Below are 23,236 nucleotides of genomic sequence, written 5' to 3' on the forward strand. Positions count from 1 at the left end.
TTTCCTCAGGGGTTCCGCCGCAGGTCAGCGCGGGTCGGAGTGCTCGGCCCGGAACATCCAGGCGTGCTTCTCCAGCGCCGCGGACACCGTGATCAGCAGGTCCTGGGTGACGGGGTCGGCCTCGCCGGTCTTCGCGATCCGCTCGCGCATCCGGGCGGTCATGGCCGCGAGCGCCTCCACCAGCCGTTCCACGACGGCGGTGTCCGCCTGCCAGCCGGCCGGCATCGCGGGCAGGCCGCCGGCCGCGACGGTGGCGGCCCGCCCGTCCGGGCTGACCCCGATCGCCGCCGCCCGCTCCGCCACCTGGTCGGCGAAGTCGCGGGCGGTGGTCACCACCTCGTCCAACTGCAGGTGGACCGAGCGGAACCGGGGGCCGTACAGGTTCCAGTGGGCCTGCTTGCCGATCAACGACAGGTCCACGAGATCGACCAGGGCGCCCTGGAGCGCCTCCCCGGCCGTGTCGCGGTCGTGCTCGGCCAGCGGGCTGCCGGTGGCGATGTCCATCGTCTGTCCTCTCCGGGTCGGGGTCGGCCGGCGAACGCCGGCCGCCACCTCGGCTGCCCGCCGGGGCCGAACGGAAACCCCCTCCGGGCCGCGGATAACGGTTTCGCATCGTTCGCGTGGATCTTGCCGGCCCGGGTAACCGCGTCGGCGCCGCCACCGGTCGCCCGGGCCGCTCCCGCAGCACGCCGTCGGCACCACCACGAACAGGAATGGGGACCAGCATGCCCGTCGCCGTGTCCAGGCCGATCTCCGTCACCCTCCCGGAGAGCCCCTACCCCCACATCCCGGTCACCGGGGAGCTGCGCTTCGACTCCGCCCTGCCCTACGGCGTCGGACTGGCCTTCCCGCCGCGCCGGCCCGGCGACGACGAACTCGTCTGGTGGTTCGGCCGCGACCTGCTCGCCGAGGGCCGCCGCGCCCCGGTCGGCGAGGGGGACGTCCTGGTCGCCCCCGGCGTGGGCGGCCGGGTCCTGGTCACCCTCGGCAGCCGCACCGACCGCGCCGTGATCAGCGTCCCCGCCGAGCCGGTCGCCGAGTTCCTCGCCGACACCTTCGCCGAGGTGCCCCCCGGCACCGAGTCCGCCCACCTCGACCTCGACCCCGGCCTCGCCCGCCTGCTGGCCTGAGCCCGACCGACCCCGGCGGCCCGGCACGACCGACCCCGGCGGCCCGGCACGGCCGGTTCCGGGGGATCCCGCAGGACCTGACTCGGGTGACGGGTTTCGGGTGCTCTGCTTCGGACGACGGACGACGGGCGCCGGACGACCGGGCCCGGATGACGGGCTTCGGGCGCTTTGCTCCGGGTGCTCTGCTTCGGACGACAGGCGCCGCAGGACTTGACTCGGGTGACGGGTTTCGGGTGCTCTGCCTCGGACCACGAGCCCCGGGTGACGGCGCCGGACGACCGGCCCCGGAGGACGGGCTCCGGGTGTTCTGCCTCGGACGACCGGCCCCGCACGGCCTGCCCCGACGACCGGCCCGGCCGGCCTCAGCCGGTCAGGACGACGCGGATCCGCTTGCCGCCGCCGGGCAGCGGCTGGATCTCCCAGTCGGCGGCGACCAGCTGGATCAGGGGCCAGCCCCGGCCGCCCAGCCGGGTGGGGTCCTGGAGGTTCGCCCGGTCGCCCTGCGGGTGCGCGTCGCTGGCGTCCTCCACGTCGACGGTCAGCACGCTGCCGCCCTCGCTCGCCCGGGCCGCGAACCCGGTCACCCCGCCGGCGTGCCGGATCGCGTTGGTGACCAGCTCGGTGACGGCCAGGCAGGCGTCACCGAGCAGCCGCCCCCCGGTCGCGGAGTGCCCGGCGAGCGCCTCGGTGACGGCGGCCCGGGCATCGGCCGCGGTGCACACCCCAGGGCCCGCCCCGGCACGGGGCCGACCACCGCTCGGAGGGCGGCGCCGGATCGGGTCGGTCTCGGCGCGGGACATCGGGCGACCTCGAATCGGACGGGACGGGAACGGTGCTTGGGACGCCCGGCGGCCGGACGGCGGGCGGGTCACGCCCGGGGGGAGCGCGGCGGACGCAGCGCGGACGGGCCGGGCGCGCAGCGCGCCGCGGCGTCCGCGTCCGCCGCGATGTGCAGGTACCCGCTGGCGGACGCCAGGTCGAGCAGCCGGCGCACCGGCTCCCGCAGCGGCCCGGCCAGGACGAGCCGCCCGCCGGCCTCCGCCATCCGGCGGTGCGCCTCCAGCAGGCCCTGCAGCACCGAGGAGTCGGCGAAGGTGACCTCGGCGAAGTCCACCACCAGCAGCCGGGGCGGCCGGTCGAGCGCAGCGGCCAGCCGCCGCACGAAGTCCTGGGCGTCCTCCCAGTCCAACTCGCCCCGGGCCCGCACCGTCCCGACCCCCACCGGAGCCGCCCCGGCCGCGCCGGGCGTGTGATCGGTCATGCCCGGCATGGTAGTCGCCCCCCACTTCCGGCCCCCGCCCGCCTCCACCCCGGCCCCCGCCCGGCCCCCGCCTTGGGTTTCGTTCCGGCTCCGGCTCTGCCCGGTCCGGCCCTTGCTCTGCCCCGGGTTGGCTCGCTCCGCCCGGCTCCGGTCCGCCTCCGCCCGGCTCCGGTCCGCTTCCGCCCGGCTCCGGCCCGTCTCCGCTCCGGCCCGGCCGGTCCCCGCCCGGACTCCGTCCCGGCCCCCGCCTTGGGTTTCGTTCCGGCTCCGGCTCTGCCCGGTCCCGCCCGGCTCGGTCCGGCCCTTGCTCTGCCCCGGGTTGGCTCGCTCCGCCCGGCTCTGCTTCCACTTGGCCCGGCCCAGTCCGGCCCTGGCTTCGCCTCGTCCGGCCCGGGCCGGCTCCGTCCCGGGGCGGCTCTGCAGCTGTTCAGCGCAGCTCTGCTCCGCTCCCGGGCCCCCGCCCGGTTCCCGTCCCCGGGGTCCGTCCGCCGGCTGTGTTCCCGGGCCGCCGCGCGGTCGGGGCTCGGGCTTCGAGCGGGCGGCGGTAGCATGGCGGTTCGGGTGCGGCCCGCCGGATCCGTCCGTACGGTCCGGCAGTTCGCGCCAAACCCGCCGGTCGCGGTGGGCCTCCGGGCCCGGGGCGGTCGGTGGAAACCGGACTGCGAGGTGAGGGCCCGTCAGGGCCCGGACGATGGCATTTTCGACATCCCCCACCACGACCACCGGCGGGGAGTCGCTCGCGGCTTCCCCCTACCCGGTGGCGGTGCTCGGCCCCGACGGCGAGCTGCTGCACGCCAGCCACAGCGCCCGCCGCCTGCTGACCGGTCCGGGCGGTGGCCCCGCCGGGGTGCCGCACTGGCTGCGCCGCGCCCACCTGGGCCTCCCGGCCGAGGGCGCCCGCCCGGGCACCGTCCGGTACACCGATCCGGTCGCGGGCCCCGTCGAGGCGCACCCCTCGCCCCGGCCCGACGGCAGCACCGTGTGGTGGTTCGTCCTCCCGGACGGCTGCGCGGGCCTGCTGCCCGGGCCGGCCGGCGGCGGTCCCTGTGACTGGGAGCTGCTGACCCGGCTGTCCGGCCTGCTGCTGTCCTCGCTGAACGTCGACCGGATCCTGGAGACGGCCGCCCGGCAGGCGGCGCTGCACCTGGCGGACGCCGCCGTGCTGCTCGCCCCCGGCGCCGGGCGCACCCTGCACCTGGTGACCTGCCTGCGCGGCGGCGACCCCGCGCACGTCCAGCTGCGGGCCGACCCGGCGGAGGTGCCCGGTCTGGCCGAGGCGCTCCAGGGCTTCCCGCCGGTGCCCTCGCGCTGGATCGACCCGGACGCCGTCCCGCGCTGGCTGGTGCCCGCCGGTCTCGACCGGGGCGGCCCGGTCCTGGTCACCCCGCTGCCCGGGCACGGCGTCCCCGCCGGGGCGCTGGTGCTGCTGCGCGCGCCGGGCGGCGGGCCGTTCTCCTCCGAGGAGGAGGTCTTCGCCCGGCTGTTCGCGGCCCGGGCCGGCGCGGCCGTGTCCGCCGCCGTCATGTACTCCGAGCAGGCCGCCGTCACCGACCTGCTGATGCGCGAACTGCTCCCGCCCCGGCTCGAACACCTCAACGGGGTGGACTTCGCGGGCGGCTACCGGGCCTCCGTCGACCGCGACCGGATCGGCGGCGACTTCTACGACGTCCACCCCGCCGCCGACCCGGGCGGCGAGACCCTCGCGCTGCTCGGCGACGTCAGCGGCAAGGGCCTGGAGGCCGCCGTGATGACCGGCAAGGTCCGCAACACGCTGCACGCGCTGCTCCCGCTGGCCGACGACCACGGGCGGGTCCTCAACCTGCTCAACCGGGCCCTGCTGACCTCCCACCACACCCGCTTCGCCAGCCTGGTGCTGGCCTCGGTGCGCCGCGAGGGGGAGCGGGTGCGGGTCCGGCTGTCGGCCGCCGGGCACCCCGCGCCGGTGGTGGTCCGGGCGGACGGCCGGGTCACCGAATCCACCACCCTCGGCAGCATCGTCGGCGTCCTGCCGGAGGTGGTCACCCGCACCGACACCGTCCTCCTCGAACCCGGCGAGGCGTGCGTCCTCTACAGCGACGGCATCACCGAGGCCAAGGGCGGCCCCACCGGCCGCGAGCAGTTCGGCGAGCACCGCCTGCGCCAGGCGCTCGCGCAGTGCGCGGGCATGCCGGCCGAGGCGATCGTGGAGCGGGTCCAGATGCTCACCGCGCAGTGGCTGCGGGACGGCCGGCACGACGACATGGCGGTCATGGTCATCGCCGCGCCCCCGCGCGGCCACCTGGCCGTGACCGGCGGACGACAGGGACACGCGGCATGAACACCGACGCACCGACCACCACCCTCCGGCCCGCCCCGGACGCTCCGGCTCCGGCCCGGGTGCCGGCCCCGGCCGCACCTCCGGCGGCCCCCGCCCCGCCCGGGCCCGACCTCACCGAGCGGCTCTGGGAGGCCGTCACCGGTGGCGACCAGGCCCGGGCGGCCGCGCTCGCGGTGGGGGCGCTGGAGGCCGGACTGCACCCGGAGGCGCTGCTGCTCGACGTGATCGGGGCGCTCCAGGCGCGGATCGGGCGGGAGTGGGCGGCCGACCGGATCACGGTGATCCAGGAGCACGCCGCCACCGCCGTCAACGAGCGGGTGGTGGCCCTGGTGACCGGCCACCCGGCGTTCGCCGCCGCGGCCCACCCGCCGGAGCGCGGGCGGGTCGCGGTGGCCTGCGTGGACGGCGAGTGGCACGCCTTCCCCGCCCGGCTGCTGGCCGAGGTGCTGGTGCTGCGCGGCTGGCGGGTCGACTACCTCGGCGCCCAGTGCCCCACCCCCCACCTGATCGCGCACCTGCACCGCACCGCCCCCGACGCGCTGGCGCTGTCCGCCTCGCTGTCCACCCGGCTGCCGGCCGCGCACGCCGCGGTCAGCGCCGCCCAGGCGGCCGGCGTGCCGGTGATCGCCGGCGGCGCCGCGTTCGGCCCGGACGGCCGGCACGCCCGGCTGCTCGGGGCCGACGCCTGGGCCCCGGACGCCCGGGCCGCGGCCGAGCGGCTGGCCCGGGGGCTGCCGCTGCCCGCCTCCCCGCACCAGCCCGTCGACGACCTCCCGCACCTCGCCGACCAGGAGTACACCCTGGTCACCCGGAGCTCCCGGGAGCTGGTGGGCGCCGTGATGGCCGCCCTGGAGCGCGCGCACCCCGCCGTCCGCTCCTACACCCCGCTCCAGCGCGAGCACACCCTCGACGACCTGGCCCACATCGTGGAGTACCTGGCGGTCGCCCTCTACACCGGCGACCCGGAGCTGTTCACCGGGTTCGCCGACTGGACCAGGGAGGTCCTGCGGGCCCGCGGCGTCCCGGACGCGCTGCTGGCCGCCGCGCTGACCGTGCTGCGCGAGCAACTGCGCGACCTGCCGCGCAGCGTCGCCGTCCTGAACACCGCGCTGCGGACGGGAGCGGCCGCGTGACCACCCGCCCCGCGCCCCCGCCCCGGACCGTCACCGTCCCGGTGGAGGGCGAACTCGACCACGAGAGCTGCGAGGGCCTCGTCCGGGAAGTCACCCTCCACCTGGCCGCCCGCCCGCCGGTCGACGTGGTCCGGGTGGACTGCGCCGGGATGACGCTGTGCGACTCGATGGGCCTGTCCGCGCTGCTCCAGGTCCGCCGGGACGTCGACGCCGCCGGCCGCCGGCTGCGGCTCGACCACCGCCCCGCCCACCTGGACCGCCTGCTGCACCTCACCGGCACCGCCGAGTACCTGCTCGCCGACCGCCCGGGCTGAGACCGGCCCGACCGGCCCGACCGGCCCGCCCGGACCGGGACCGGCCCGCCCCCGGGGTCCGCCACCCGGGGGAACGGGCGGTTTCGGACGGTTGCGTCCGTTTCCGATCCGTCGGCCGGGGCAGCCGACGGCCATGGACCGACGACACCACCCCAGGTGGGACAACACCCTCCCGCTGCTGGCGCGCGGCTACGCGTGGCTCCCCGACCTGCGCCGCCGCCACCCCGGCCCGGTCGTGCGGACCAGGCTGGCGGGCCGACCCGCGGTCGCCCTGCACGGACCGGACGCCGTCCGGTTCTTCTACGACGAGCGGCACGTCGAGCGGGCGGGCGCGCTGCCCGAGCCGGTGCGGAGCACGCTCTTCGGGCACGGCGCCGTGCACTCGCTGGACGGCCCGGTGCACCGGCTGCGCAAGGCGATGTTCCTCTCGCTGCTGGCCGACCCGGTCCGGGTCCGGGCCCTGGTCGACGAGGTCGGCGCGGCCTGGGAGGCCGCGGTGCAGGACTGGGCCGGGCGGCCCCGGGTGGTGCTGCTGGACGAGGCGGCGCGGGTCCTCGCCGCGGGCGCCTGCCGGTGGGCCGGCCTGCCGCCGCCCGAGGACGGCACGGGCCCGCTCGCCGCCGACCTGGTCGCCATGGTCGACGGCTTCGCCACCCCGGGCCCGCGGCACTGGCGCGGACGGCTGGCCCGCCGCCGCCGGGAGGCGTGGATCGCCGGGGTGGTCGAGGGCGTCCGGGACGGCAGCGCGCCGCTCCCGGCCGGCTGCCCGGTCGAGCGGGTGGCGCTGCACCGGGACGCGGACGGCGAACTGCTGGAGCCCCGGGTCGCCGCCGTCGAGGTGCTCAACCTGGTCCGTCCCACCGTCGCGGTCTGCTGGTTCGTCGCGTTCGCCGCCCACGCCGCGTACCGCTGGCCGCGGACCCGCGAGGCGCTCGCCACCGGCGACCCGGACTACGCGCGGGCGTTCGCCCAGGAGGTCCGCCGCTTCTACCCGTTCGCCCCGTTCGTCGGCGGCCGGGCCGCCGCCGACCTGACCCACCGGGGCGAGCCGATCGCCGCCGGCACCACGGTGCTGCTCGACCTGTACGGGCAGAACCACGACCCGGAGCTGTGGCCCGACCCGTACGCCTTCCGCCCCGAACGGTTCCTCGAACGGCCGGAGGACGTCGAGCGGTTGGTCCCGCAGGGCGGCGGCGACCCGGGCCGCGGGCACCGCTGCCCGGGCGAGGCCGCGGTGGTCGGGCTGCTGGAGGACCTGTCGGTGCGGCTGGCCCGGCTGGAGTACGTGCTGCCCGCCCAGGACCTCTCCATCCCGCTCGGGCGGATGATCGCCCGGCCGCGCAGCGGCTTCGTGATCGAGGCGGTCCGGGCCTGATGGGCGCGCACGAGCACGAGCACGAGGGGGCGCGGGTGTCGCCGCCGGAGCACGACGGGCACCGCGGCCGGACCGGTAGCACCGCCGCCCCGGCCGGGCCGCAGGACGTCCCGGCCCGCGGCTGGCTCGCGGTGCTGCGGCGCACCGCAAAGGAGTTCCTGGACGACGAACTGCCGGACCGGGCGGCCGCGCTGACCTACTACGGGGTGCTGGCGGTCTTCCCGGCGCTGCTGGTGCTGGTCTCCGGGCTCGGGCTGCTCGGGCGCTCCGCGACCGACACCGTCCTCGACAACCTGCGGCAGCTCGCCCCCGGCCCGGCCCAGGACGTCCTGCGCACCGCGGTCGAACAGCTGCAGGGCGGGCGCGGCGCCAGCGGGGTGCTGGCCGTGGTCGGCCTGCTGGGCGCGCTCTGGTCGGCCTCCGGCTACGTGGCCGCGTTCATCCGGGCCGCCAACGCGGTCTACGACATCCGGGAGGGCCGCCCGGTGTGGAAGATCACCCCGCTGCGGGTCGGCCTGACCCTGCTGATGATGGTGCTGCTGCTGGCCAGCGCCGTGATCGTGGTCTTCACCGGCCCGGTCGCCCAGCGCGCCGGGGACGTCCTCGGGCTGGGCGCCACCGCCGTGACGGTCTGGTCGGTCGCCAAGTGGCCGGTCCTGGTGCTGCTGGTCTGCGTCATGATCGCGCTGCTGTACTGGGCCGCCCCCAACGTGCGCGGCCGCGGCTGGCGCTGGATCTCCCCGGGCAGCCTGCTGGCCGTCCTGCTCTGGCTGGCCCTCTCCGGCGGGTTCGCCGCGTACGTCGCCAACTTCGGCTCCTACAACCGCACCTACGGCACCCTCGCCGGGGTGATCGTCTTCCTGGTGTGGCTGTGGCTGTCCAACCTCGCCATCCTGCTCGGCCTGGAGTTCGACGCCGAACTCGCCCGCGAGCGGGCCGTCGAGGGCGGACTGCCGCCCGACGAGGAGCCGTACGTGCCGCCGCGCGACACCCGCAAGTGGCCCGAGGGGGAGACGGCCCCCGACATCGAGACGAACCGAGACGAGGAGACGTGATGACCGAGTACGGGTTCTTCCTCTCCTGCGAGGAGTTCACCCCGCAGGAACTGATCCGCCAGGCCGAACGGGCCCGGGAGGCCGGGTTCACCCGGCTCGCCATCTCCGACCACTTCCACCCGTGGAACGAGGCGCAGGGCAACAGCGCCTTCGTCTGGTCGGTGATCGGCGCGCTCTCGCAGGCCGTCGACCTGCCCGTCACCACCCTGGTGACCTGCCCCACCGTCCGGCTGCACCCGGCGGTCACCGCCCAGGCGGCGGCCACCTCCAGCGTCCTGCTGGACGGGCGGTTCGCCCTCGGCGTCGGTACCGGCGAGGCGCTCAACGAGCACGTCCTCGGCGACCGCTGGCCCTCCTTCGAGGAGCGCGCCGAGATGCTGGAGGAGGCCGTCGGGGTGATGCGCGAACTGTTCACCGGCCGCCAGGTCAGCCACCGCGGCCCGCACTACACCGTCGACAACGCCCGCCTGTACACCGCGCCGCGCGGCCCGCTGCCGATCCTGGTCTCCGGGTTCGGCCCCAAGGCCGCCGCCACCGCCGCCCGGATCGGCGAGGGCTTCGTCACCATGCAGCCCGACGCCGACCTGGTCGCCGCCTTCCGCGACGCGGGCGGCACCGGCAAGGTCGTCGGCGGCCTGAAGGTCTGCTGGAGCGCCGACCGGGACGCGGCGATCGACGAGGTGCACCGCCGCTGGCCCACCGAACTGCTCCCCGGCGAACTCGCCCAGGTCCTCCCCACCCCCGCCCACTTCGAGCAGGCCAGCACGCTCGTCACCCGGGAGATGGTCGCCGACGCGGTGGTCTGCGGCGACGACGTCGACGCGCACGTCGAGGCGGTCCGCGCCTACCCGCGGGCCGGCTTCGACGAGGTGTACGTCGGACAGATCGGCCCCGACCAGGACGCCTTCTTCGAGGCGTACCGGACCCGGGTGCTGCCCGCGCTGAAGGGCGCCGACACCGGCTCGGGCGCCGGCCGGGGCGCGGCCCCGGACCCGGACCGGCCGCTGGAGACCCCCGAGGCCCGGATGACCGGCGAGGGCGCCCCCGCGCCCGACGAGGACGCCAAGGACGCCGGGGACGGCCCGGAGTTCGCCCCCACCGACCCCGGCCGCTGATCCGGTCGGCGCCGGCGTGCATGACCTGCGGCGGAGCGGTTAGACGGCGGTTGTTCGATTGACTCCGTTCGGAAGGCACCGTCGTGACCAAGGTCTCCCGCCTCCCCGGCGCTCAGACGCACCACTGGGACTGGCAGCTCGAAGGCTCCTGCCGCACCGTCGGCAGCGAGGTCTTCTTCCGACCCGCGAACGAGGGCCGGGCCGAGGCCCGGCAACGGGAGCAGGCCGCCAAGCGGGTCTGCGCCGGCTGCCCCGTCCGGCTGGAGTGCCGGCGGCACGCCCTCGCCACCCAGGAGCCCTACGGCGTCTGGGGCGGCCTGACCGAGGAGGAGCGGCGCGTCCTGCTGGTGCGCCGCGAGCCCGGGGAGATCATGCCCAGTGCCGCCTGAAGGTGGTGCCGTGCCGCGGGCCGACCGGATTCCGGTCGGCCCGCGGCGTTCCCGGCGGTCTGCGCGGGGAGCGCCGCCGGGCCCGGGCCGGGCTGCTGTCCTCGACCGGCAGGTACGGCGCGGACCGGCTGATCTCCAGGAAGCGGCGCACGCAGCGCGAGGGCGAGTCCAGGGCCAGCGCCACCCCGAGGGCGCGGGCCTCGTACCCGGTCCGCAGCAGGGTGTCCAGGGCGGACGAGGTGAACAGGTCCACCGCCCGCAGGTCCACCGACAGCCGGGCCGGGCGGGCCCGCAGGCCGTCCCGCAGGGCCAGCGCGAACACCTGCTGGTTGTCCTGGTGCAGGGCGCCGATCAGGGCGCACCGGACGGTGCCGCCGGTGCGGCGGGTCTCGATCCGCAGGTCCGGGGTCCGCACCACGACCGGCCGCCCGGGACGCCGGGTCACCGAGTGGCACCGGCCGGTGCGACCCGGGGTGGCGGCAGCAGCGGGGCGGGCCCGGCGGGGGAGCCCACCGCCACGCACAGGGTGTCCCACAGCGCCACGGCGTTGCCGTGCAGGTGGCCGGCGGCCGGCGCCCCTTCCTCCAGGGCCGCCAGGTAGGCGCCCACCCCGGTGATCGCGTACCGCAACTGCGGCGGCAGGGCTTCGACGGCGCCGGTGCCGGCGGTCAGGACCTCGGTGAACTGCTCCAGGCGGGCCCGGGTGGGGAAGTCCACGAACATCGCCTCCAAGTGCTGGTGCGGGGGACCGGCACGGTCCACTCTCCCCGCACGCATGACATGCGTCAATGAATACACGAAAATTATGTCATGCATGACGTGTCGTGAATTTCAGTGCATATCCTGGACCGGTGGAGAGAACCGCCGAAGCCAGCCGCCAGTGGACCTTCCTGACCAACCACGCCAGGGTGCTGATCCAGATCTACCGCGACCCCGGTATCCGGGTCCGGGACATAGCCGCCCGCTGCCTGCTCACCGAGCGCGCGGTCCAGCGGATCATCTCCGACCTGGAGGACGCCGGGTACCTCTCCCACGAGCGCGTCGGCCGCACCAACCACTACCGCGTCATCGACGGCCAACTGCGCCATCCCGCCGACGCCGGCCCCACCATCGCCGAACTGCTCTCGGCCCTCCTCACCCCGCCGCCGAACGCGCCCTGACCCCCGGCGCCCGCAGGGCCGGGGGTCAGCGGTCGGGGGCCGGCCGCCGACCGTCGGCGGCCGGACGTCAGGGGGCCTGGGTGTCCGCCGCCGGGGGCTCGGGCTCCTCGTCGCCGCCGCCCTCGGCCTTGGCCCGCACGTCGGCCGGGGTCGGCGCGGTGATCTCGCGCTCCTCGGCCGAACGCTCGCGCACGCTCTGCCCGGGCGCCTCCTCGGCGGCCCGGTCCTTCTTCTCGCCGTCCTGCGTGGTCATGGCTGCTCCTCTCCTGCACTCCGTCGGGGACACCCGGCGGCTACCCCCGACCCGGGCGGCCACACCGGGCCGACCGGGTGAACCCCGGCCGCCCTCAGTCCCGCCCGCCCGGCCACACGCCCGTCACCCGCTTCCAGGCCGCCGCACCCGACCGGTCCAGGGCGGCCCTCACCAGCGCGAACACCGCCCCCTGGAGCGCGGCGGCGATCAGCACCTGCCGCCAGCCCCGGTCCTCGTCGGTCGCGTCCGGCGCGTCGTCCTCGTGGGCGACCCACTGCCACACCCGCTTGAACACCGCCCCGGCCACCACCCCGCCCAGTGCCCCCACGGCCAGACCGACCGGCTTGTACACCACCGCTGCCGTCTTCATCACGACCTCCTCCAGCCCCGGGCCCCGGGCCCCGGACCCTCCGGCGGCTGCCCGGCGGACCACGCCGCAAACGGCGGCCCCGCGTGGCCCGGCCCGTTCCGGGTAGCCGACCGCCGACCCACCCCGTACCGGACCGAGGAGACCCGATGGACGCGATCGTGCTGCTGAAGGAAGACCACAAGACCGTCGAGAAGCTCTTCAAGGAGTTCGAGAAGGCCGGCGACCGGGCCCACGCGACCAAGCGCCGGATCGCCGACCGGGTGATCGAGGAGCTGACCGTCCACGCCGTCATCGAGGAGGAGGTCTTCTACCCGGCCGCCCGCGAGGCCGCCCCCGGCACCGCCGACCACGTCCTGGAGAGCGTCGAGGAGCACCACGTCGTGGTGTGGATGCTGGCCGAGCTGGCGGGCCTCGATCCGCACGACGAGCGGTTCGACGCCAAGATGACGGTGCTGATGGAGAACGTCCGCCACCACGTCGAGGAGGAGGAGCGGGACTGGTTCCCCGAGGTCCGCAAGGCCATGGGGCGCAACCGCCTGCTCGAACTCGGCGAACGCCTGGAGGCGGCCAGGGAGACCGCCACCCGCGACCCGCTGAAGGTGCCCAGCGCCGCGAAGTGAGCGCCGAACGGCCCGGCCCCCCCGCGGGGGCCGGGCCGTTCTCGCGCCGGGCGGCCGCTACCGCTCGCCGTGGCGGCGCTCCTCGTGGCGCAGCAGCAGGAACGGCAGCACCAGCCAGGTGGCCGCGAAGTAGGCGACGGTGCAGGCGGACACCGTCGCGGCCAGCACGGCGTTTCCGGTCGCGGTGCGCAGCAGCAGCAACAGGGCGCAGCCGATGGTGAGTGCGAGCAGCGTCAGGCCCAGGCCGATCAGCCGGGAGCCGGTGCGGACCAGCACCGGTTTCAGGTCGTGCCCGGCCAGCAGCCGGTGGAAGGAGACCGGCGCGATCAGCGAGGCGGTCGCGCAGGCGCCCAGGACGACGGTGACCGTGTACAGGCCCTTGTCGAAGCCGCCGAGCCCGGCGAACCGCGGGGTGAAGGCCACGCTCAGCAGGAAGCCGAACAGGATCTGCGCCCCGGTCTGCGCGACCCGCACCTCCTGCAGCATCTCGTCCCACTGCCGGTCGGCCCGCTCCTGCGCGCTCTCGTCACGGCCGGGGCCGCCGCCGGTGTTCCGGGAGTCGTCCACGGGGAGTCCTCTCGCTCGTCGTGTACCGCTCGTCGTGTTGGATCGGGACGCGGTGCACCGCCTCCGCAGCCGATCGTCCGTCGGCCCGGGGGACACGGGCGGCACCCGCGCCGGGACGCCGGGCTACTGGTCGAGGACACCGACGGCGTGGGCGATGACGAGCAGGGAGGTGATGAGTGCGGCGATGCTCTCGACGGCCATCAGGGCCTTGGCCCGGGTGGAGAGCGGCATGGTGTCGGTGGGGCTGAAGGCGGTGGAGTTGGTCACCGAGACGTACAGGTAGTCCATCAGGGTGGGCACCCAGTCGCTGGTGCGGGACGAGCCGTCGGCGACCTCCTCGACGGCGTCGTCGTTCTCGTCCTGGGAGAACCGGAAGTCGGCGAGCGGCAGTTCGGAGCGCTCCGCCTGGGTGCGCATCACCGGGCCGCCGCGGTCGAGTTCCCAGAAGGCCAGGCCGAAGACGATGATGCCGGTGGCCCACACCTGGAGCGCGGCGAGCAGCAGCGGGCCGCCCTCCTGGGCCTTGCTGGTGACCATGGCGTTGACCAGCAGGCCGAGCGAGACGAGGTTGCTGGTGCCGATGAGGGCGACCAGGGTCAGCGACACGATCCGGGAGAAGCGGTTCTGCCGGGTCATCCGGCGCGGGTTGACCGCGATCAGCGGAACCAGCAGCAGGAGTTCCAGGCCGGGCAGGACGAAGCGCGGAACGAACAGCAGCTGCTCCGGCAGCACCAGGTAGAGCAGGATCGCCGCCAGCGTGGCGAGCACCGCGGGTAGCCGGGCCTCGCCGCGCCGCTCGTGGCGCGGGAAGCGCTGCAGCGCCCTCGCCCGGTGGTCGGGCGTCTTCCTGCTCATGTCCATGGAACCTCTCCCGTACGGCCCGGCTTTCACCAGCGGATTCCCCGTCGCGCAAGGTCCACTCTCCCCGCGTCGACCGGCGTCGAGGAGCGAACCGCCGTTCAGTTGACGTCGTGGCGGCAAGGGTGAGACGGACCCCGGCCCCGCGCCCTGTCGCCGCCGGTCCGCCGGGGCCGGCGCGCGGTCCGCGCGGGCTCGGAGGACGTCGAGCCCGTTCCTGGACGATCCGGTGTCGCCCGTTGGCCGTGGACTGCGGCGGACGCGTTTCCCGCGTCGCGCGTCACAGCCGGCGCTTGTACTTGAACACCGCCCACAGGCCGACCCCGAGGCCCAACATGAGGGCGATGGCGAACGGGTAGCCCCATGCCCAGTGCAGTTCGGGCATGTGGTCGAAGTTCATCCCGTACACGGACGCCACGAGCGTCGGCGTGAAGAGGATCGCCGCCCAGGAGGAGATCTTCTTGACCTCCTCGCCCTGCTCGATGGTCTCGCGGGCGAGCCGGCGGCTCTCCTCGCCCTGGGCGAGGCTCGCGCTGGACATGCGGCGCATCGCGTCGTTCTGTTCGAGCGAGACGAGCGTGGCGTGCACGGTGAGCGCACTGTCCAGCAGGGTGCGCATGGTGGTCACGCGTTCGGTCACCCGGATCGTGTGGTCGAGGACGTTCCGGAGCCGGTTCGCCACCTCGCTGTCCGTCTCGTACTTCGACACGCCGCGGAGCAGCGCCTGCAGCATGGCGGGCAGCGGTTTGACCGCGTGCTGGAAGCCGATCACCTGTGACAGCAACTGGTATATGCGCCTGGAGAGTTGTGGGTCGACGGTGCCGTTGAAGAGCTGGTTCTCGATCTCGTCGACGTCCTCTTCAAGTCCGGTCGCCACCGGCGCGTAGCCGTCGACGACCTCGTCGAGGATCGAGGTGAGGACGGCTTCAGGGCCCATCGCCAGGAAGCCGGGTTCCGCTTCGAGCCGTCGCCGGACGACCGCGAGGTCGGGGCGCTGGACCTGTCGGACCGTCACGGCGAATTCCCGGCCGGTGAAGGGGTGGATCTCGCCGAAGTCGACGCGCTCCTGCGCGTCGTCGTACCACGCGCCTGCTGATCCTCGGCGTGCACGGGGCGAGCGAGCGGGCCGGGCTGACCACGCCGAACATGGCCGAGGCGCAGACCAACCGGGCGCTGATCACCGCTGCCTCGCGGTTCGCCGTGGTCGCCGACCACAGCAAGTGGGGCGTCGTCGGGCTGAGCGGCTTCGCCCGTCTCGACGAGGTCGACTGCTACGTCACCGACGACGGACTACCGGCCCAGGTGCGCGACCTGCTGGCGGACCGGGTCGGCGAACTCGTGGTCGCCGAAGCCTGAGCGCGTTCTCCTGTCCACGACGGCGCCGTCCGTGGTCGTCGCGGAACGCGTCCGCGCCGGTCCGGCGGCTGTTCGGGACCGCCGGACCGACGGAGGCGGCTACGCGGCCCGTGCAGCGGCCTCGGGAAGGCGCACCGGTGCGGCGGTGGCGGCCAGGACCTGTTCGGGGCTGACGCCGGGCGCCGTTTCGATCAGCACGAGACCGGTGTCGGTGACGTCGAGGACACCGAGGTCGGTGATGATCCGGTCGACGCAGGCCCGTCCGGTGAGCGGCAGGGCGCATTCGTCGAGGATCTTCGGGCTGCCGTCCTTGGCGGTGTGCTCCATGAGGACGACGACGCGCCGGGCACCGTGGACGAGGTCCATGGCCCCGCCCATGCCCTTGACCATTTTCCCGGGGATCATCCAGTTGGCGAGGTCGCCGCGGGCGGAGACCTGCATGGCGCCGAGGACGGCGGTGTCGATGTGGCCGCCGCGGATCATGCCGAAGGACAGTGCGGAGTCGAAGAAGGCCGCGCCCGGCAGGATGGTGACCGTCTCCTTGCCGGCGTTGATCAGGTCCGGGTCGACGTCCGGCTCGGCCGGGTAGGGGCCGGTGCCCAGGACGCCGTTCTCCGAGTGGAGCACCACGTGCACGCCCTCGGGGAGGTGGCCGGGGATCAGGGTGGGCAGTCCGATGCCGAGGTTGACGTAGTCGCCGTCGCGCAGTTCGGCCGCCGCCCGGGCGGCCATCTCGTCGCGGGTCCAGGCCATCAGCTGCTCACCGTCTTCTTCTCGATCTGCTTGTCGGCCGCCTGCCGCGCGGTCAGCGCCACGACGCGCTGGACGAACACGCCGGGCAGGTGGACGTCGTCGGGGGCCAGCTCCCCGGGTTCGACGAGTTCCTCGACCTCGGCGATGGTGATGCGGCCGGCCATGGCGGCCAGGGGGTTGAAGTTGCGGGCGCTCTTGTCGAAGGAGAGGTTGCCGTGCCGGTCGCCGCGCGCGGCCCTGACCAGGGCGAAGTCGCAGGTGATGGCCTCTTCGAGGACGAAGGTGCGGCCGTGGAAGGTGCGGGTCTCCTTCGCGGGCGAGGCGAGGGCGATGCTGCCGTCGGCGTGGTGGCGCCAGGGGATGCCGCCGTCGGCGAGCGGGGTGCCGACGCCGGCGGGGGTGTAGAAGGCGGGGATGCCGCAGCCGCCGGCGCGCAGCCGTTCGGCGAGGGTGCCCTGGGGGACGAGTTCCACTTCGACCTCGCCGGTGAGGTACCGGCGGGCGAACTCCTTGTTCTCGCCGACGTAGGAGCCGGTGACGCGGGCGATGCGGCCCGCGCCGAGGAGGATGCCGAGGCCGTGGTGGTCGGTGCCGCAGTTGTTGGACACCACGCGCAGCGAGCTCGCTCCCTGCGCGTGGAGGGCGTCGATGAGGGTGCCGGGGATGCCGCACAGGCCGAAGCCGCCGACGGCCAGCGAGGCGCCGTCGGCGATGTCGGCCACGGCGTCGGCCGCGCGGGGGAAGGTCTTGTCCATGGGAGAGGGGTCCTCGGGGTCTGGGCGACGGGGCGCTCCCCGGTTCGGGCCGGGGGCGCGGCGGCGGACGGACGACGGTGCGGGGTCCGTGCGTCGCCGTCGTGGGGTGCGCTGTGCGCGGGCGGGAGTGCCGCCCGCGCTACTGCTGCCCGGTGGCCGGCAGCGGCCGGGGCGCGCCGGCCGCCGGGGCGGCGGGGCACTGGAGTTGTTCGCGCAGGTCGTAGGGGCTGGGCCAGCGTTCGACGGCGACGACGTCGTGCCCCCGCCGGCCCAGCAGCAGGGCCGGCATCTGCCCGACGGGGCCGAGGCCCACGATGGCGGCGTCGGGCGCCGGCGTGGAGGTGTCTGTCATGGTGGCGCTACCCCGTCGGGCTGTGGGCGCCGGTCATCAGAGCGGCGAGGTCGTCGGGGGCGAGGAACGACGGCGGGGGCGGCGGGCCCCAGTTGAACAGGCCCTTGGCTCCTTCGAGGACCTCCGGGGTCCACAGCTGGTCGTCGACGACGCAGTCCATGTCGGAGTAGTACTCGCTGAAGTTGCCGGCCGGGTCCTTGAGGTACCAGAAGAAGTTGGAGCCGGCGTGGTGGCGGCCCAGGCCCCACACGTGCCGCTCGGGGTGGTCCCGGAGCATGGCGGCGGCGCCGCGGCCGACCTCGTCGATGTCGTCGACCTGCCAGGAGGAGTGGTGCAGGAAGGCGACCGGGGCGGCCAGGACCAGGATGTTGTGGTGGTCGGTGGAGCAGCGCAGGAACGCCCCGTGATCCTTGATGTAGTCGGACGCCTTGAAACCGAGCCCGTCGCGGAAAAAGGCGGTGGTGGCGTCGAAGTCGGTGGTGCCGACGACGGCGTGGCCGAGCTTGCGGGGCCGCACCCGGCCGGTGCGCAGGACGCCCGGAGCGCGCGAGCCGGTGCGCTCGGCGCGGCCGGGGCCGTTGTAGGCCGTGGCCGGCACCGGGTCCTGCACCAGGCGGGGGGCGACCTCCAGGACGGCGCGGACGGCGGTGGCCCGGTCGTAGGCGGTCAGGGTGCGGCCCTCGACGGTGCTGTCGGTGCCGAGCCGCTTCAGTCGGGCGGCGGCGGACGCGAGGTCGTCGGGGGTGTCGACGCCGATGCGGACCTCCACCAGGCGGCGGGCGGGCGCGTGGACGATGCGGAGCTGGCGCCCGGCGTCCCGGGTCGTGAACCAGCCGTCACCGTCCGGGAGGAGACCGAAGTCGGTGTAGTAGTCGGCCGTTTCGGCGACGTCGGGGACCCCCACGGTGATGGAGGTCAGGCGGTGCAGTGCCACGGGGAACTCCTTGGCTTCTCGGTCCGACGGGGTCCGGCCGGGTCAGGCGACGAAGGTCTGGCGCAGTTCGCCGATGCCCTCGATGGTGCTGACCAGTTCGTCGCCGGGGGCGAGCCAGCGCTGCGGGTCGCGGCCGAGGCCGACGCCGGCGGGGGTGCCGGTGAAGATCACGTCCCCGGGCAGCAGCGGCAGGACGGCGGACAGCTTGGCGATCAGGGCCGGCACGGAGAAGATCAGATCGCGGGTGCGTCCCTTCTGGACCTCCTCGCCGTTGATCGAGCAGCGCAGTTCGAGGTCGTCGGGGTTCTCGAACTCGTCCGGCGAGACCAGCCACGGCCCGATCGGGGCGAACCCCGGGAAGGACTTGCCCAGGCTGAACTGGGGCACGGAGCCCGCCAGTTGGGACACCCGCTCGGAGATGTCCTGGCCGACCGCCAATCCTGCGACGTGGTTCCAGGCGTCCGCTTCGGAGGCGTTCTCGGCGCGGAGGCCGATGACGGCGACCAGCTCGACCTCCCAGTCGGTGTGGCCGCCGTCCGGCAGCTTCACCTCGGTGACCGGGCCGCTGATGCTGGTGGCGAACTTGGTGAAGACCGGCGGCAGCCCCTCGGGCACCGCGAACCCGGACTCCGCGGCGTGGTCGCGGTAGTTGAGGCCGATCGCCAGGGTCTGGCGCGGCGCCGGGGCGGGCGATCCCAGCTCGACCGGATCGAACGCCGCGCCCTCCGGCGGGATCGCGGTGGCGGCCCAGGACCGGAACGCCTCCCAGCGCTCGTAGACGGCCTGCGGGTCGGAGGAGAAGGCGCCGCCACTGGCCGTTTCGACGTCGACGGCCTTGCCGTCGACGATCAGGACCAGTCGGCCGGAGAGGTTGGCGATGCGCATGGTGTGACTCCTGGGGAGTGGTGGGAACGGGGCGGTCCGGGCCGCGGCGGGTCGGGTCGGGTCGCCCGATCAACCGGCGCGAGGCGGAGGCGCGGCGCCGGCGGAACGGGTCCTTGCCCGCCCGTCGGCAATTCAGCATGATGATTACCTTGATGTTGCGTCCGTCGATCCGGGGCGTCAAGAGGTCGGAGCAAAAAGAGCATGATGAATATGAATGTTGGGGAGCCGTCGTGACCGCCACGCCCGAACGCCCCGCCCCCGCACGAGCCGCCGCCCCCGAAGGAGCCCGGCCCGCTCGGCGGCGGAGCGGTGCCGCCCTGCCGCCCACCGGTGCCTCCCGGGCGGGGCAGGGCCTGGACGCCGGAGCGCGCGGGGCGGCCTCCGGCCGGGCCGAGCGGGCGGCGCAGCGGGTCACCGAGCTGGTCGAGAGCCTGCCGCCCGGCTCCCGCCTGGGCACCAAGGAGGAGATGCGCACGCTGTGCGAGGTCTCGGTCGGCACGTTCAACGAGGCGCTGCGACTGCTGCAGTCCCGCGGCCTGGTCACCGTCAAGCCCGGCCCCGGCGGCGGCCTCTTCAGTGCCGAGCAGTCCCCGATGGTCCGCCTCGGCAACTCCGTCCTGGCTCTGGACGCCCAGCAGAACGACGTCGCCGACGCCGTGCGCATCCGCGACGCCCTCGACCCGCTGCTCATCGAGGACGCCCTCTGGCACGCCTCGCCGGCCGACATCGCCTCGCTGTACGACCACATCGCCGCCATGGAGCGCGCCGTCGACGACGCCGACCCGGTGGCCTTCGTCCACGCCAACTGGCGCCTGCACGCCGCCATCGCCGCGATCAGTCCGAACGTGCTGCTCGGCTCGCTCTACACCAGCCTCCTCGACCTCATCGAGGGGCACACGCTGTCGGTCCTGCCCGACGGCGAGCAGCCGCTGGCCGAGTACATCGCCCAGCGCCACGCACTGCACCGCGCCCTCGTCGACGCCCTCGACCGCCGCGACCGCGACGAAGCGCTCCGGCTGATCCGCGAGCACAACACGAGCCCCACCGAAGCGCACTGACCCGCCGCCCGCCCGTGCCGCGCGGACCCGCGCCCCTCCCACCACCCGGCGGGCGCGCCGGGCCGCGGCTCAACTCAGTTTTGCTTATCCACTAAGTTTTCCTTAGTGTTGATCCGGCGATCAGACGTACGAGGAAGAGGTCCACCCATGAGCAAGCTGGAGATCATCGTGGCGAGCACGCGGCCCGGGCGCGTGGGCCCGAGCGTCGCCCGCTGGATCGACTCGGAAGCCGTGGCGCACGCAGGCTTCACGGAGGTCGAGACGGTGGACCTCGCCGAGGTGGGCCTGCCCTTCATGAACGAGCCGCACCACCCCCGGCTGGGCCGCTACGTCCACCAGCACACCCGCGACTGGAGCGCCAAGGTCGCCGAGGCGGACGCCTTCGTGTTCGTCATGCCGGAGTACAACTACGGCTACAACGCCGAACTGAAGAACGCGATCGACTACCTCCACAACGAGTGGCAGTACAAGCCGGTCGGCATGGTCAGCTACGGAGGCGTCTCGGCGGGAACCCGCGCGGCGCAGATGATCAAGCAGGTGGTCACCACCCTGAAGATGACGCCCGTCTTCGAGGCCGTGTCCATTCCCTTCGTCCAGCAGTTCCTCGACGACGACCGGCGCCTGGTGCCCAACGAGATCATGAGCAGCTCCGCCCGGGCGATGCTCGACGAACTGGTGCGGCTGACCGGCGCACTGCGCCCGCTGCGCGCGCCCGTCGCGCCGTGAGCGCCGAGCGAACGCCGGGGGGCGCGGAGGTCCATCCGGTCTGCGTCCGCTTCCACGCGGCGATCGAGATGATCGGCACCCGCTGGACCGGCGCCGTCCTGCGCGCGCTGTTCACCGGCCAGCACCGCTACGCGCAGATCAAGGCGGCCATTCCGGGGATCAGTGACACCATGCTGGCCCAGCGCCTGCGCGAGCTGCAGGACAGCGGCCTGATCGAGCGCCACGTCCTGCCGGAGACGCCCGTCCAGGTGGAGTACCGCCTCACCGACAAGGGGCGCGACCTGGAACCGGTCCTCGCCGCGATCATCACCTGGTCGCACGCCTGGATCCCGCTGCCCGAGGGTGCGGAGAGCACGTTCTGAGCGACGCCCCCGGCACGATCCGTCGAGGCACGGGGAAGTCCGCTGCGACCGGGGGCCGCAACGGACCGCCGGAGCCGCGGTGCTCCGGTGCGTGACGGCGGTGCGTCGCCGACCCGACGGCCACGGCCGGGCCGGATCGAACGCCGCGCGCCTCCGCCCGCATCCGGTGCACCGGACACGGGCGGAGGCGCGCACGGGGGCGGCCCGGCTCAGCCGTAGGCGTTGAACTCGGTGATCGACCACCAGGAGGTGGACGTCCCGGTCTGGACGACCTTCACGTAGCGGGCGTTGCGGGCGGGGAAGTCCGCCGTCACCCGTGCTCCCGTGCCGGTGCCGGTCGCTGCCGGGGAGCCCCAGGAGGTGCCGTCGGCCGAGAGGAACACCTGGTAGCCGCGGGCGTAGTCGTTCGCGCTGCCGCCGGAGTCCATCGTGATCCGGGCCAGCGGCCGCACCGCACCCGTGTCGACCGTCACCGACTGGCCCGCGGCCATCGGCGTGCCCGTGGACCAGCGCGAAGCGGCCGATCCGTCCAGCATGTTCGCCGGCACGTCGCTGCCGCCGGTGGCGGAGGCCGACGCCGTCCAGCCCGTGCGCGGCAGCACGGTCAGGCCGCCGCCGGTGCCGCCGCCGGCGGCGTTGAGCAGGTCGAGGGCGCTCTGCTGGCAGCCGTAGTCGGTGCTGCCGGGGCCGCCGGCCCAGTGCGGGCCGTACTGGTCGAGCGGGTTGCGGTCCTTGGCGTAGGCGGAGTTCGCCCAGGTGTCGAGGGCCGGGGCGTAGGGGTGTTCGGGCAGTTGGGCGTCGAGCCGGCCCAGGCCGCGGGCGTAGGCGCCCTTGAAGGAGGCGCCGTCGCTGGTGCAGTCGTCGCCCTCGCCGGGTTCGCGCAGGACGCCGCCGCTGGTCAGGCGGGTGGTGGAGGCGTCGGCGAGGGTGCGGGCGGTGGTGAGCAGGGTCGTGTCGCCGGTGGCGCGGTAGAGCTCGGTGAGGCCGCCGAGGACCACGCCCTGGTTGTACGTCCAGGTGGGTTGGCCGTTGTTGGCGCAGGCGTCGTTCAGGCCGTCGTTGACCAGGTGGTCGGCGTTGACCATGCCGCTGCCCCGGAACCAGTTCCACTCGTCGCGGGCCCGCTGGAGGTAGGCGGTGTCGCCGGGGATGCGGTTGTGCAGGGCGGCGGTGAGCTGGAGGAACAGTTCGTTGGTGATGGCGTTCTTGTAGTTGCCGTTGGTGCTCCAGCGCACTCCGCCGCCGCAGGTGCCGTTCCAGTTGGCGTACATGTGGTCGGCATCGGCGCGGGCGGTGTTCAGGTAGCGGCTGTCGCCGGTGAGGTCGTAGGCGTCCACCCAGGCCAGGCCCCACCAGCCGGTGTCGTCGAGGTACTCGTTGGTGAAGTTGCCGCCCTGGGCGTTGATGTTCTTGTCGTAGGTCTCGGCGACGGCGTAGGTGTAGCTGTTCATGCCGGTGGCGCGGGCGTTGTCGATGACGGCGGTGAGCGCGTTGGCGCCGGTCCACCAGCCGTTGCCGCCGAAGAGCTTGGTGCTGCGGTCGAACGACGTCATGAGCGCGGTGGCGGCGGCGGTGCGCCGGTCCCAGGCGTTCCAGGTGGTGCGGGCCCAGGGGGTGCAGGCGATGGCGCTGCCGACCTGGCCGCAGGCCCGCAGGGCGCCGACGCCGCGGTTGTTCCAGTCGTCGACGTTGTACATCAGGGTGCGCCAACCGCTGCCGCCCGCCGGGACCTTGGTGTCGCCGAGCTTGCCGCCACCGCTCCAGGTCCGGCCGCCGTCCATCGAGCGGTCCAGCCACACCTCGTCGCCGCCCGCGCCGCCGGCGATCGAGGCCCAGCCCATCGCGTCGGCGTCGTCGAAGTGCAGCGCGAACGTGCGGCCGGAGAGCGTCGCGGACACCGGCTGCCGGTCCTGCGGGCTGAGGGCGGGGTCACGGGTGTCGCAGTACTTGTTGCAGATCGCGGCGTCGACGGCCGCGGCCGGGGTGGCGGTGAGGACGGCGCCGGGCAGGGCCGCCGCCAGGGCGGTGGCCAGTAGGGCGGCGCGCAGGGATCGGGACACAGGCATGGGGGCTCCTGGATCGGGTGGGGGAGCGGTGGGGGCGGGGCGTGGGAGCGCCCCGGTGGGGTGGGGGCGGTG

The 23,236-nt window shown here is 74.7% G+C and carries 27 protein-coding genes and 4 pseudogenes; 14 read left to right on the top strand and 17 right to left on the bottom strand.

What is annotated here, in order from left to right:
* Nucleotides 1-24: 24 nt before the first annotated feature.
* Nucleotides 25-504, bottom strand: coding sequence for a Dps family protein (locus ACWEO5_RS19620; protein WP_452163560.1), 480 nt, complete (start codon nt 502-504; stop codon nt 25-27).
* Nucleotides 505-725: 221 nt separating this feature from the next.
* Between ACWEO5_RS19620 and ACWEO5_RS19625 the strand changes: the two genes are divergently transcribed.
* On the top strand, nt 726-1,130 hold the full coding sequence (locus ACWEO5_RS19625) for an SsgA family sporulation/cell division regulator (RefSeq protein ID WP_452163561.1): 405 nt from the start codon (nt 726-728) through the stop codon (nt 1,128-1,130).
* 362 nt (nt 1,131-1,492) lie between these two features.
* Here the strand turns inward: ACWEO5_RS19625 and ACWEO5_RS19630 are convergent, their stop codons facing one another.
* Both ACWEO5_RS19630 and ACWEO5_RS19635 read right to left on the bottom strand, forming a co-directional pair.
* Nucleotides 1,493-1,852 (bottom strand): ATP-binding protein, encoded by a 360-nt coding sequence (locus tag ACWEO5_RS19630; protein ID WP_452163562.1) that lies wholly within the window; start codon nt 1,850-1,852, stop codon nt 1,493-1,495.
* Between the two features lie 146 nt (nt 1,853-1,998).
* A complete protein-coding gene (locus tag ACWEO5_RS19635) occupies nt 1,999-2,391 on the bottom strand; it encodes an STAS domain-containing protein (RefSeq protein WP_452163563.1) in 393 nt (130 codons plus the stop codon).
* Between the two features lie 691 nt (nt 2,392-3,082).
* Here ACWEO5_RS19635 and ACWEO5_RS19640 point away from each other — a divergent pair.
* The 7 genes and pseudogenes from ACWEO5_RS19640 to ACWEO5_RS19670 all read left to right on the top strand — a co-directional run bounded on the left by ACWEO5_RS19640 (nt 3,083) and on the right by ACWEO5_RS19670 (nt 10,089).
* Nucleotides 3,083-4,708 (top strand): PP2C family protein-serine/threonine phosphatase, encoded by a 1,626-nt coding sequence (locus ACWEO5_RS19640; RefSeq protein WP_452163564.1) that lies wholly within the window; start codon nt 3,083-3,085, stop codon nt 4,706-4,708.
* Entirely contained in the window at nt 4,705-5,841 is a 1,137-nt protein-coding gene (locus ACWEO5_RS19645; protein WP_452163565.1) for a cobalamin B12-binding domain-containing protein, read from the top strand. The genes ACWEO5_RS19640 and ACWEO5_RS19645 overlap by 4 nt, the downstream gene beginning before the upstream one ends.
* Nucleotides 5,838-6,155 carry an STAS domain-containing protein gene (locus ACWEO5_RS19650; protein ID WP_452163566.1) on the top strand — a complete coding sequence of 106 codons (318 nt, stop codon included), beginning with the start codon at nt 5,838-5,840 and terminating at the stop codon, nt 6,153-6,155. Before ACWEO5_RS19645 ends, ACWEO5_RS19650 begins: the two co-directional genes overlap by 4 nt.
* Nucleotides 6,156-6,288: 133 nt before the next feature.
* Complete coding sequence (locus ACWEO5_RS19655; protein WP_452163567.1) at nt 6,289-7,530, top strand: cytochrome P450; 1,242 nt, start codon at nt 6,289-6,291, stop codon at nt 7,528-7,530.
* A complete protein-coding gene (locus tag ACWEO5_RS19660) occupies nt 7,530-8,585 on the top strand; it encodes a YihY/virulence factor BrkB family protein (protein WP_452163568.1) in 1,056 nt (351 codons plus the stop codon). Before ACWEO5_RS19655 ends, ACWEO5_RS19660 begins: the two co-directional genes overlap by 1 nt.
* Nucleotides 8,585-9,529: pseudogene (locus tag ACWEO5_RS19665) on the top strand (TIGR03557 family F420-dependent LLM class oxidoreductase); the annotation flags it as partial. The gene ACWEO5_RS19660 and the pseudogene ACWEO5_RS19665, both read left to right, overlap by 1 nt.
* A 254-nt stretch (nt 9,530-9,783) precedes the next feature.
* Complete coding sequence (locus ACWEO5_RS19670; protein WP_344550475.1) at nt 9,784-10,089, top strand: WhiB family transcriptional regulator; 306 nt, start codon at nt 9,784-9,786, stop codon at nt 10,087-10,089.
* Here the strand turns inward: ACWEO5_RS19670 and ACWEO5_RS19675 are convergent.
* Together ACWEO5_RS19675 and ACWEO5_RS19680 are read right to left on the bottom strand one after the other, a co-directional pair.
* Complete coding sequence (locus tag ACWEO5_RS19675) at nt 10,070-10,534, bottom strand: STAS domain-containing protein (RefSeq protein WP_452163569.1); 465 nt, start codon at nt 10,532-10,534, stop codon at nt 10,070-10,072. The genes ACWEO5_RS19670 and ACWEO5_RS19675 overlap by 20 nt on opposite strands.
* Nucleotides 10,531-10,851 carry a hypothetical protein gene (locus tag ACWEO5_RS19680; RefSeq protein ID WP_452163570.1) on the bottom strand — a complete coding sequence of 107 codons (321 nt, stop codon included), beginning with the start codon at nt 10,849-10,851 and terminating at the stop codon, nt 10,531-10,533. The genes ACWEO5_RS19675 and ACWEO5_RS19680 overlap by 4 nt, the downstream gene beginning before the upstream one ends.
* Nucleotides 10,852-10,940: 89 nt before the next feature.
* On the opposite strand from ACWEO5_RS19680, the gene ACWEO5_RS19685 reads away from it, so the two are divergent.
* Entirely contained in the window at nt 10,941-11,249 is a 309-nt protein-coding gene (locus ACWEO5_RS19685; RefSeq protein WP_452163571.1) for a helix-turn-helix transcriptional regulator, read from the top strand.
* Nucleotides 11,250-11,316: 67 nt separating this feature from the next.
* Here the strand turns inward: ACWEO5_RS19685 and ACWEO5_RS19690 are convergent, their stop codons facing one another.
* Both ACWEO5_RS19690 and ACWEO5_RS19695 read right to left on the bottom strand, forming a co-directional pair.
* Complete coding sequence (locus ACWEO5_RS19690) at nt 11,317-11,502, bottom strand: hypothetical protein (protein WP_452163572.1); 186 nt, start codon at nt 11,500-11,502, stop codon at nt 11,317-11,319.
* A gap of 94 nt (nt 11,503-11,596) precedes the next feature.
* Nucleotides 11,597-11,872, bottom strand: a complete 276-nt coding sequence (locus tag ACWEO5_RS19695; RefSeq protein WP_452163573.1) for a DUF4235 domain-containing protein — start codon at nt 11,870-11,872, stop codon at nt 11,597-11,599.
* Between the two features lie 146 nt (nt 11,873-12,018).
* Here ACWEO5_RS19695 and ACWEO5_RS19700 point away from each other — a divergent pair, with 146 nt between their 5' ends.
* The gene (locus ACWEO5_RS19700) at nt 12,019-12,492 is read left to right on the top strand and encodes a hemerythrin domain-containing protein (protein ID WP_452163574.1); all 474 of its coding nucleotides are present in this window, start codon (nt 12,019-12,021) and stop codon (nt 12,490-12,492) included.
* Nucleotides 12,493-12,549: 57 nt separating this feature from the next.
* On the opposite strand, the gene ACWEO5_RS19705 is transcribed toward ACWEO5_RS19700, so the two are convergent.
* From ACWEO5_RS19705 to ACWEO5_RS19715, 3 genes and pseudogenes are all read right to left on the bottom strand, one after another.
* The gene (locus ACWEO5_RS19705) at nt 12,550-13,059 is read right to left on the bottom strand and encodes a DUF6328 family protein (protein WP_452163575.1); all 510 of its coding nucleotides are present in this window, start codon (nt 13,057-13,059) and stop codon (nt 12,550-12,552) included.
* A 123-nt stretch (nt 13,060-13,182) separates the two neighbouring features.
* On the bottom strand, nt 13,183-13,914 hold the full coding sequence (locus ACWEO5_RS19710; protein ID WP_452163576.1) for a hypothetical protein: 732 nt from the start codon (nt 13,912-13,914) through the stop codon (nt 13,183-13,185).
* A gap of 283 nt (nt 13,915-14,197) precedes the next feature.
* Nucleotides 14,198-14,983: pseudogene (locus tag ACWEO5_RS19715) on the bottom strand (magnesium and cobalt transport protein CorA); the annotation flags it as partial.
* Between the two features lie 23 nt (nt 14,984-15,006).
* Here ACWEO5_RS19715 and ACWEO5_RS19720 point away from each other — a divergent pair.
* Nucleotides 15,007-15,273 (top strand): annotated as a pseudogene (locus tag ACWEO5_RS19720) (DeoR family transcriptional regulator); the annotation flags it as partial.
* Nucleotides 15,274-15,372: 99 nt separating this feature from the next.
* Here the strand turns inward: ACWEO5_RS19720 and ACWEO5_RS19725 are convergent.
* From ACWEO5_RS19725 to ACWEO5_RS19745, 5 genes are all read right to left on the bottom strand, one after another.
* Entirely contained in the window at nt 15,373-16,026 is a 654-nt protein-coding gene (locus ACWEO5_RS19725) for a CoA transferase subunit B (protein ID WP_452163577.1), read from the bottom strand.
* The gene (locus ACWEO5_RS19730) at nt 16,026-16,781 is read right to left on the bottom strand and encodes a CoA transferase subunit A (protein WP_452163578.1); all 756 of its coding nucleotides are present in this window, start codon (nt 16,779-16,781) and stop codon (nt 16,026-16,028) included. The genes ACWEO5_RS19725 and ACWEO5_RS19730 overlap by 1 nt, the downstream gene beginning before the upstream one ends.
* Nucleotides 16,782-16,920: 139 nt before the next feature.
* Complete coding sequence (locus tag ACWEO5_RS19735; RefSeq protein ID WP_452163579.1) at nt 16,921-17,133, bottom strand: FAD-dependent monooxygenase; 213 nt, start codon at nt 17,131-17,133, stop codon at nt 16,921-16,923.
* Between the two features lie 7 nt (nt 17,134-17,140).
* Nucleotides 17,141-18,067: a VOC family protein gene (locus ACWEO5_RS19740; RefSeq protein WP_452163580.1), complete on the bottom strand. Its 927-nt coding sequence runs from the start codon at nt 18,065-18,067 to the stop codon at nt 17,141-17,143.
* 42 nt (nt 18,068-18,109) lie between these two features.
* Complete coding sequence (locus ACWEO5_RS19745; RefSeq protein ID WP_452163581.1) at nt 18,110-18,952, bottom strand: fumarylacetoacetate hydrolase family protein; 843 nt, start codon at nt 18,950-18,952, stop codon at nt 18,110-18,112.
* A gap of 230 nt (nt 18,953-19,182) precedes the next feature.
* Between ACWEO5_RS19745 and ACWEO5_RS19750 the strand changes: the two genes are divergently transcribed.
* From ACWEO5_RS19750 to ACWEO5_RS19760, 3 genes are all read left to right on the top strand, one after another.
* A complete protein-coding gene (locus ACWEO5_RS19750; RefSeq protein WP_452163582.1) occupies nt 19,183-20,010 on the top strand; it encodes a FadR/GntR family transcriptional regulator in 828 nt (275 codons plus the stop codon).
* Between the two features lie 147 nt (nt 20,011-20,157).
* Nucleotides 20,158-20,736 carry an NADPH-dependent FMN reductase gene (locus tag ACWEO5_RS19755; RefSeq protein ID WP_452163583.1) on the top strand — a complete coding sequence of 193 codons (579 nt, stop codon included), beginning with the start codon at nt 20,158-20,160 and terminating at the stop codon, nt 20,734-20,736.
* A complete protein-coding gene (locus tag ACWEO5_RS19760; protein WP_452163584.1) occupies nt 20,733-21,098 on the top strand; it encodes a winged helix-turn-helix transcriptional regulator in 366 nt (121 codons plus the stop codon). Before ACWEO5_RS19755 ends, ACWEO5_RS19760 begins: the two co-directional genes overlap by 4 nt.
* A gap of 209 nt (nt 21,099-21,307) precedes the next feature.
* On the opposite strand, the gene ACWEO5_RS19765 is transcribed toward ACWEO5_RS19760, so the two are convergent.
* Complete coding sequence (locus tag ACWEO5_RS19765; RefSeq protein WP_452163591.1) at nt 21,308-21,700, bottom strand: discoidin domain-containing protein; 393 nt, start codon at nt 21,698-21,700, stop codon at nt 21,308-21,310.
* Between the two features lie 24 nt (nt 21,701-21,724).
* A pseudogene (locus tag ACWEO5_RS19770) lies at nt 21,725-23,164 on the bottom strand (glycoside hydrolase family 76 protein); the annotation flags it as partial.
* Between the last annotated feature and the right edge of the window lie 72 nt (nt 23,165-23,236).

It is taken from the genome of Kitasatospora sp. NPDC004272, assembly GCF_053603035.1.

What these genes read in the sequence shown, in the direction of transcription:
- ACWEO5_RS19620 (WP_452163560.1), bottom strand. Translation starts at nt 504, where the DNA reads ATGGACATCGCCACCGGCAGCCCGCTGGCCGAGCACGACCGCGACACG.
- ACWEO5_RS19625 (WP_452163561.1), top strand. Translation starts at nt 726, where the DNA reads ATGCCCGTCGCCGTGTCCAGGCCGATCTCCGTCACCCTCCCGGAGAGC.
- ACWEO5_RS19635 (WP_452163563.1), bottom strand. Translation starts at nt 2,391, where the DNA reads ATGACCGATCACACGCCCGGCGCGGCCGGGGCGGCTCCGGTGGGGGTC.
- ACWEO5_RS19640 (WP_452163564.1), top strand. Translation starts at nt 3,083, where the DNA reads ATGGCATTTTCGACATCCCCCACCACGACCACCGGCGGGGAGTCGCTC.
- ACWEO5_RS19645 (WP_452163565.1), top strand. Translation starts at nt 4,705, where the DNA reads ATGAACACCGACGCACCGACCACCACCCTCCGGCCCGCCCCGGACGCT.
- ACWEO5_RS19655 (WP_452163567.1), top strand. Translation starts at nt 6,289, where the DNA reads ATGGACCGACGACACCACCCCAGGTGGGACAACACCCTCCCGCTGCTG.
- ACWEO5_RS19660 (WP_452163568.1), top strand. Translation starts at nt 7,530, where the DNA reads ATGGGCGCGCACGAGCACGAGCACGAGGGGGCGCGGGTGTCGCCGCCG.
- ACWEO5_RS19690 (WP_452163572.1), bottom strand. Translation starts at nt 11,502, where the DNA reads ATGACCACGCAGGACGGCGAGAAGAAGGACCGGGCCGCCGAGGAGGCG.
- ACWEO5_RS19695 (WP_452163573.1), bottom strand. Translation starts at nt 11,872, where the DNA reads ATGAAGACGGCAGCGGTGGTGTACAAGCCGGTCGGTCTGGCCGTGGGG.
- ACWEO5_RS19700 (WP_452163574.1), top strand. Translation starts at nt 12,019, where the DNA reads ATGGACGCGATCGTGCTGCTGAAGGAAGACCACAAGACCGTCGAGAAG.
- ACWEO5_RS19710 (WP_452163576.1), bottom strand. Translation starts at nt 13,914, where the DNA reads ATGAGCAGGAAGACGCCCGACCACCGGGCGAGGGCGCTGCAGCGCTTC.
- ACWEO5_RS19725 (WP_452163577.1), bottom strand. Translation starts at nt 16,026, where the DNA reads ATGGCCTGGACCCGCGACGAGATGGCCGCCCGGGCGGCGGCCGAACTG.
- ACWEO5_RS19730 (WP_452163578.1), bottom strand. Translation starts at nt 16,781, where the DNA reads ATGGACAAGACCTTCCCCCGCGCGGCCGACGCCGTGGCCGACATCGCC.
- ACWEO5_RS19735 (WP_452163579.1), bottom strand. Translation starts at nt 17,133, where the DNA reads ATGACAGACACCTCCACGCCGGCGCCCGACGCCGCCATCGTGGGCCTC.
- ACWEO5_RS19745 (WP_452163581.1), bottom strand. Translation starts at nt 18,952, where the DNA reads ATGCGCATCGCCAACCTCTCCGGCCGACTGGTCCTGATCGTCGACGGC.
- ACWEO5_RS19755 (WP_452163583.1), top strand. Translation starts at nt 20,158, where the DNA reads ATGAGCAAGCTGGAGATCATCGTGGCGAGCACGCGGCCCGGGCGCGTG.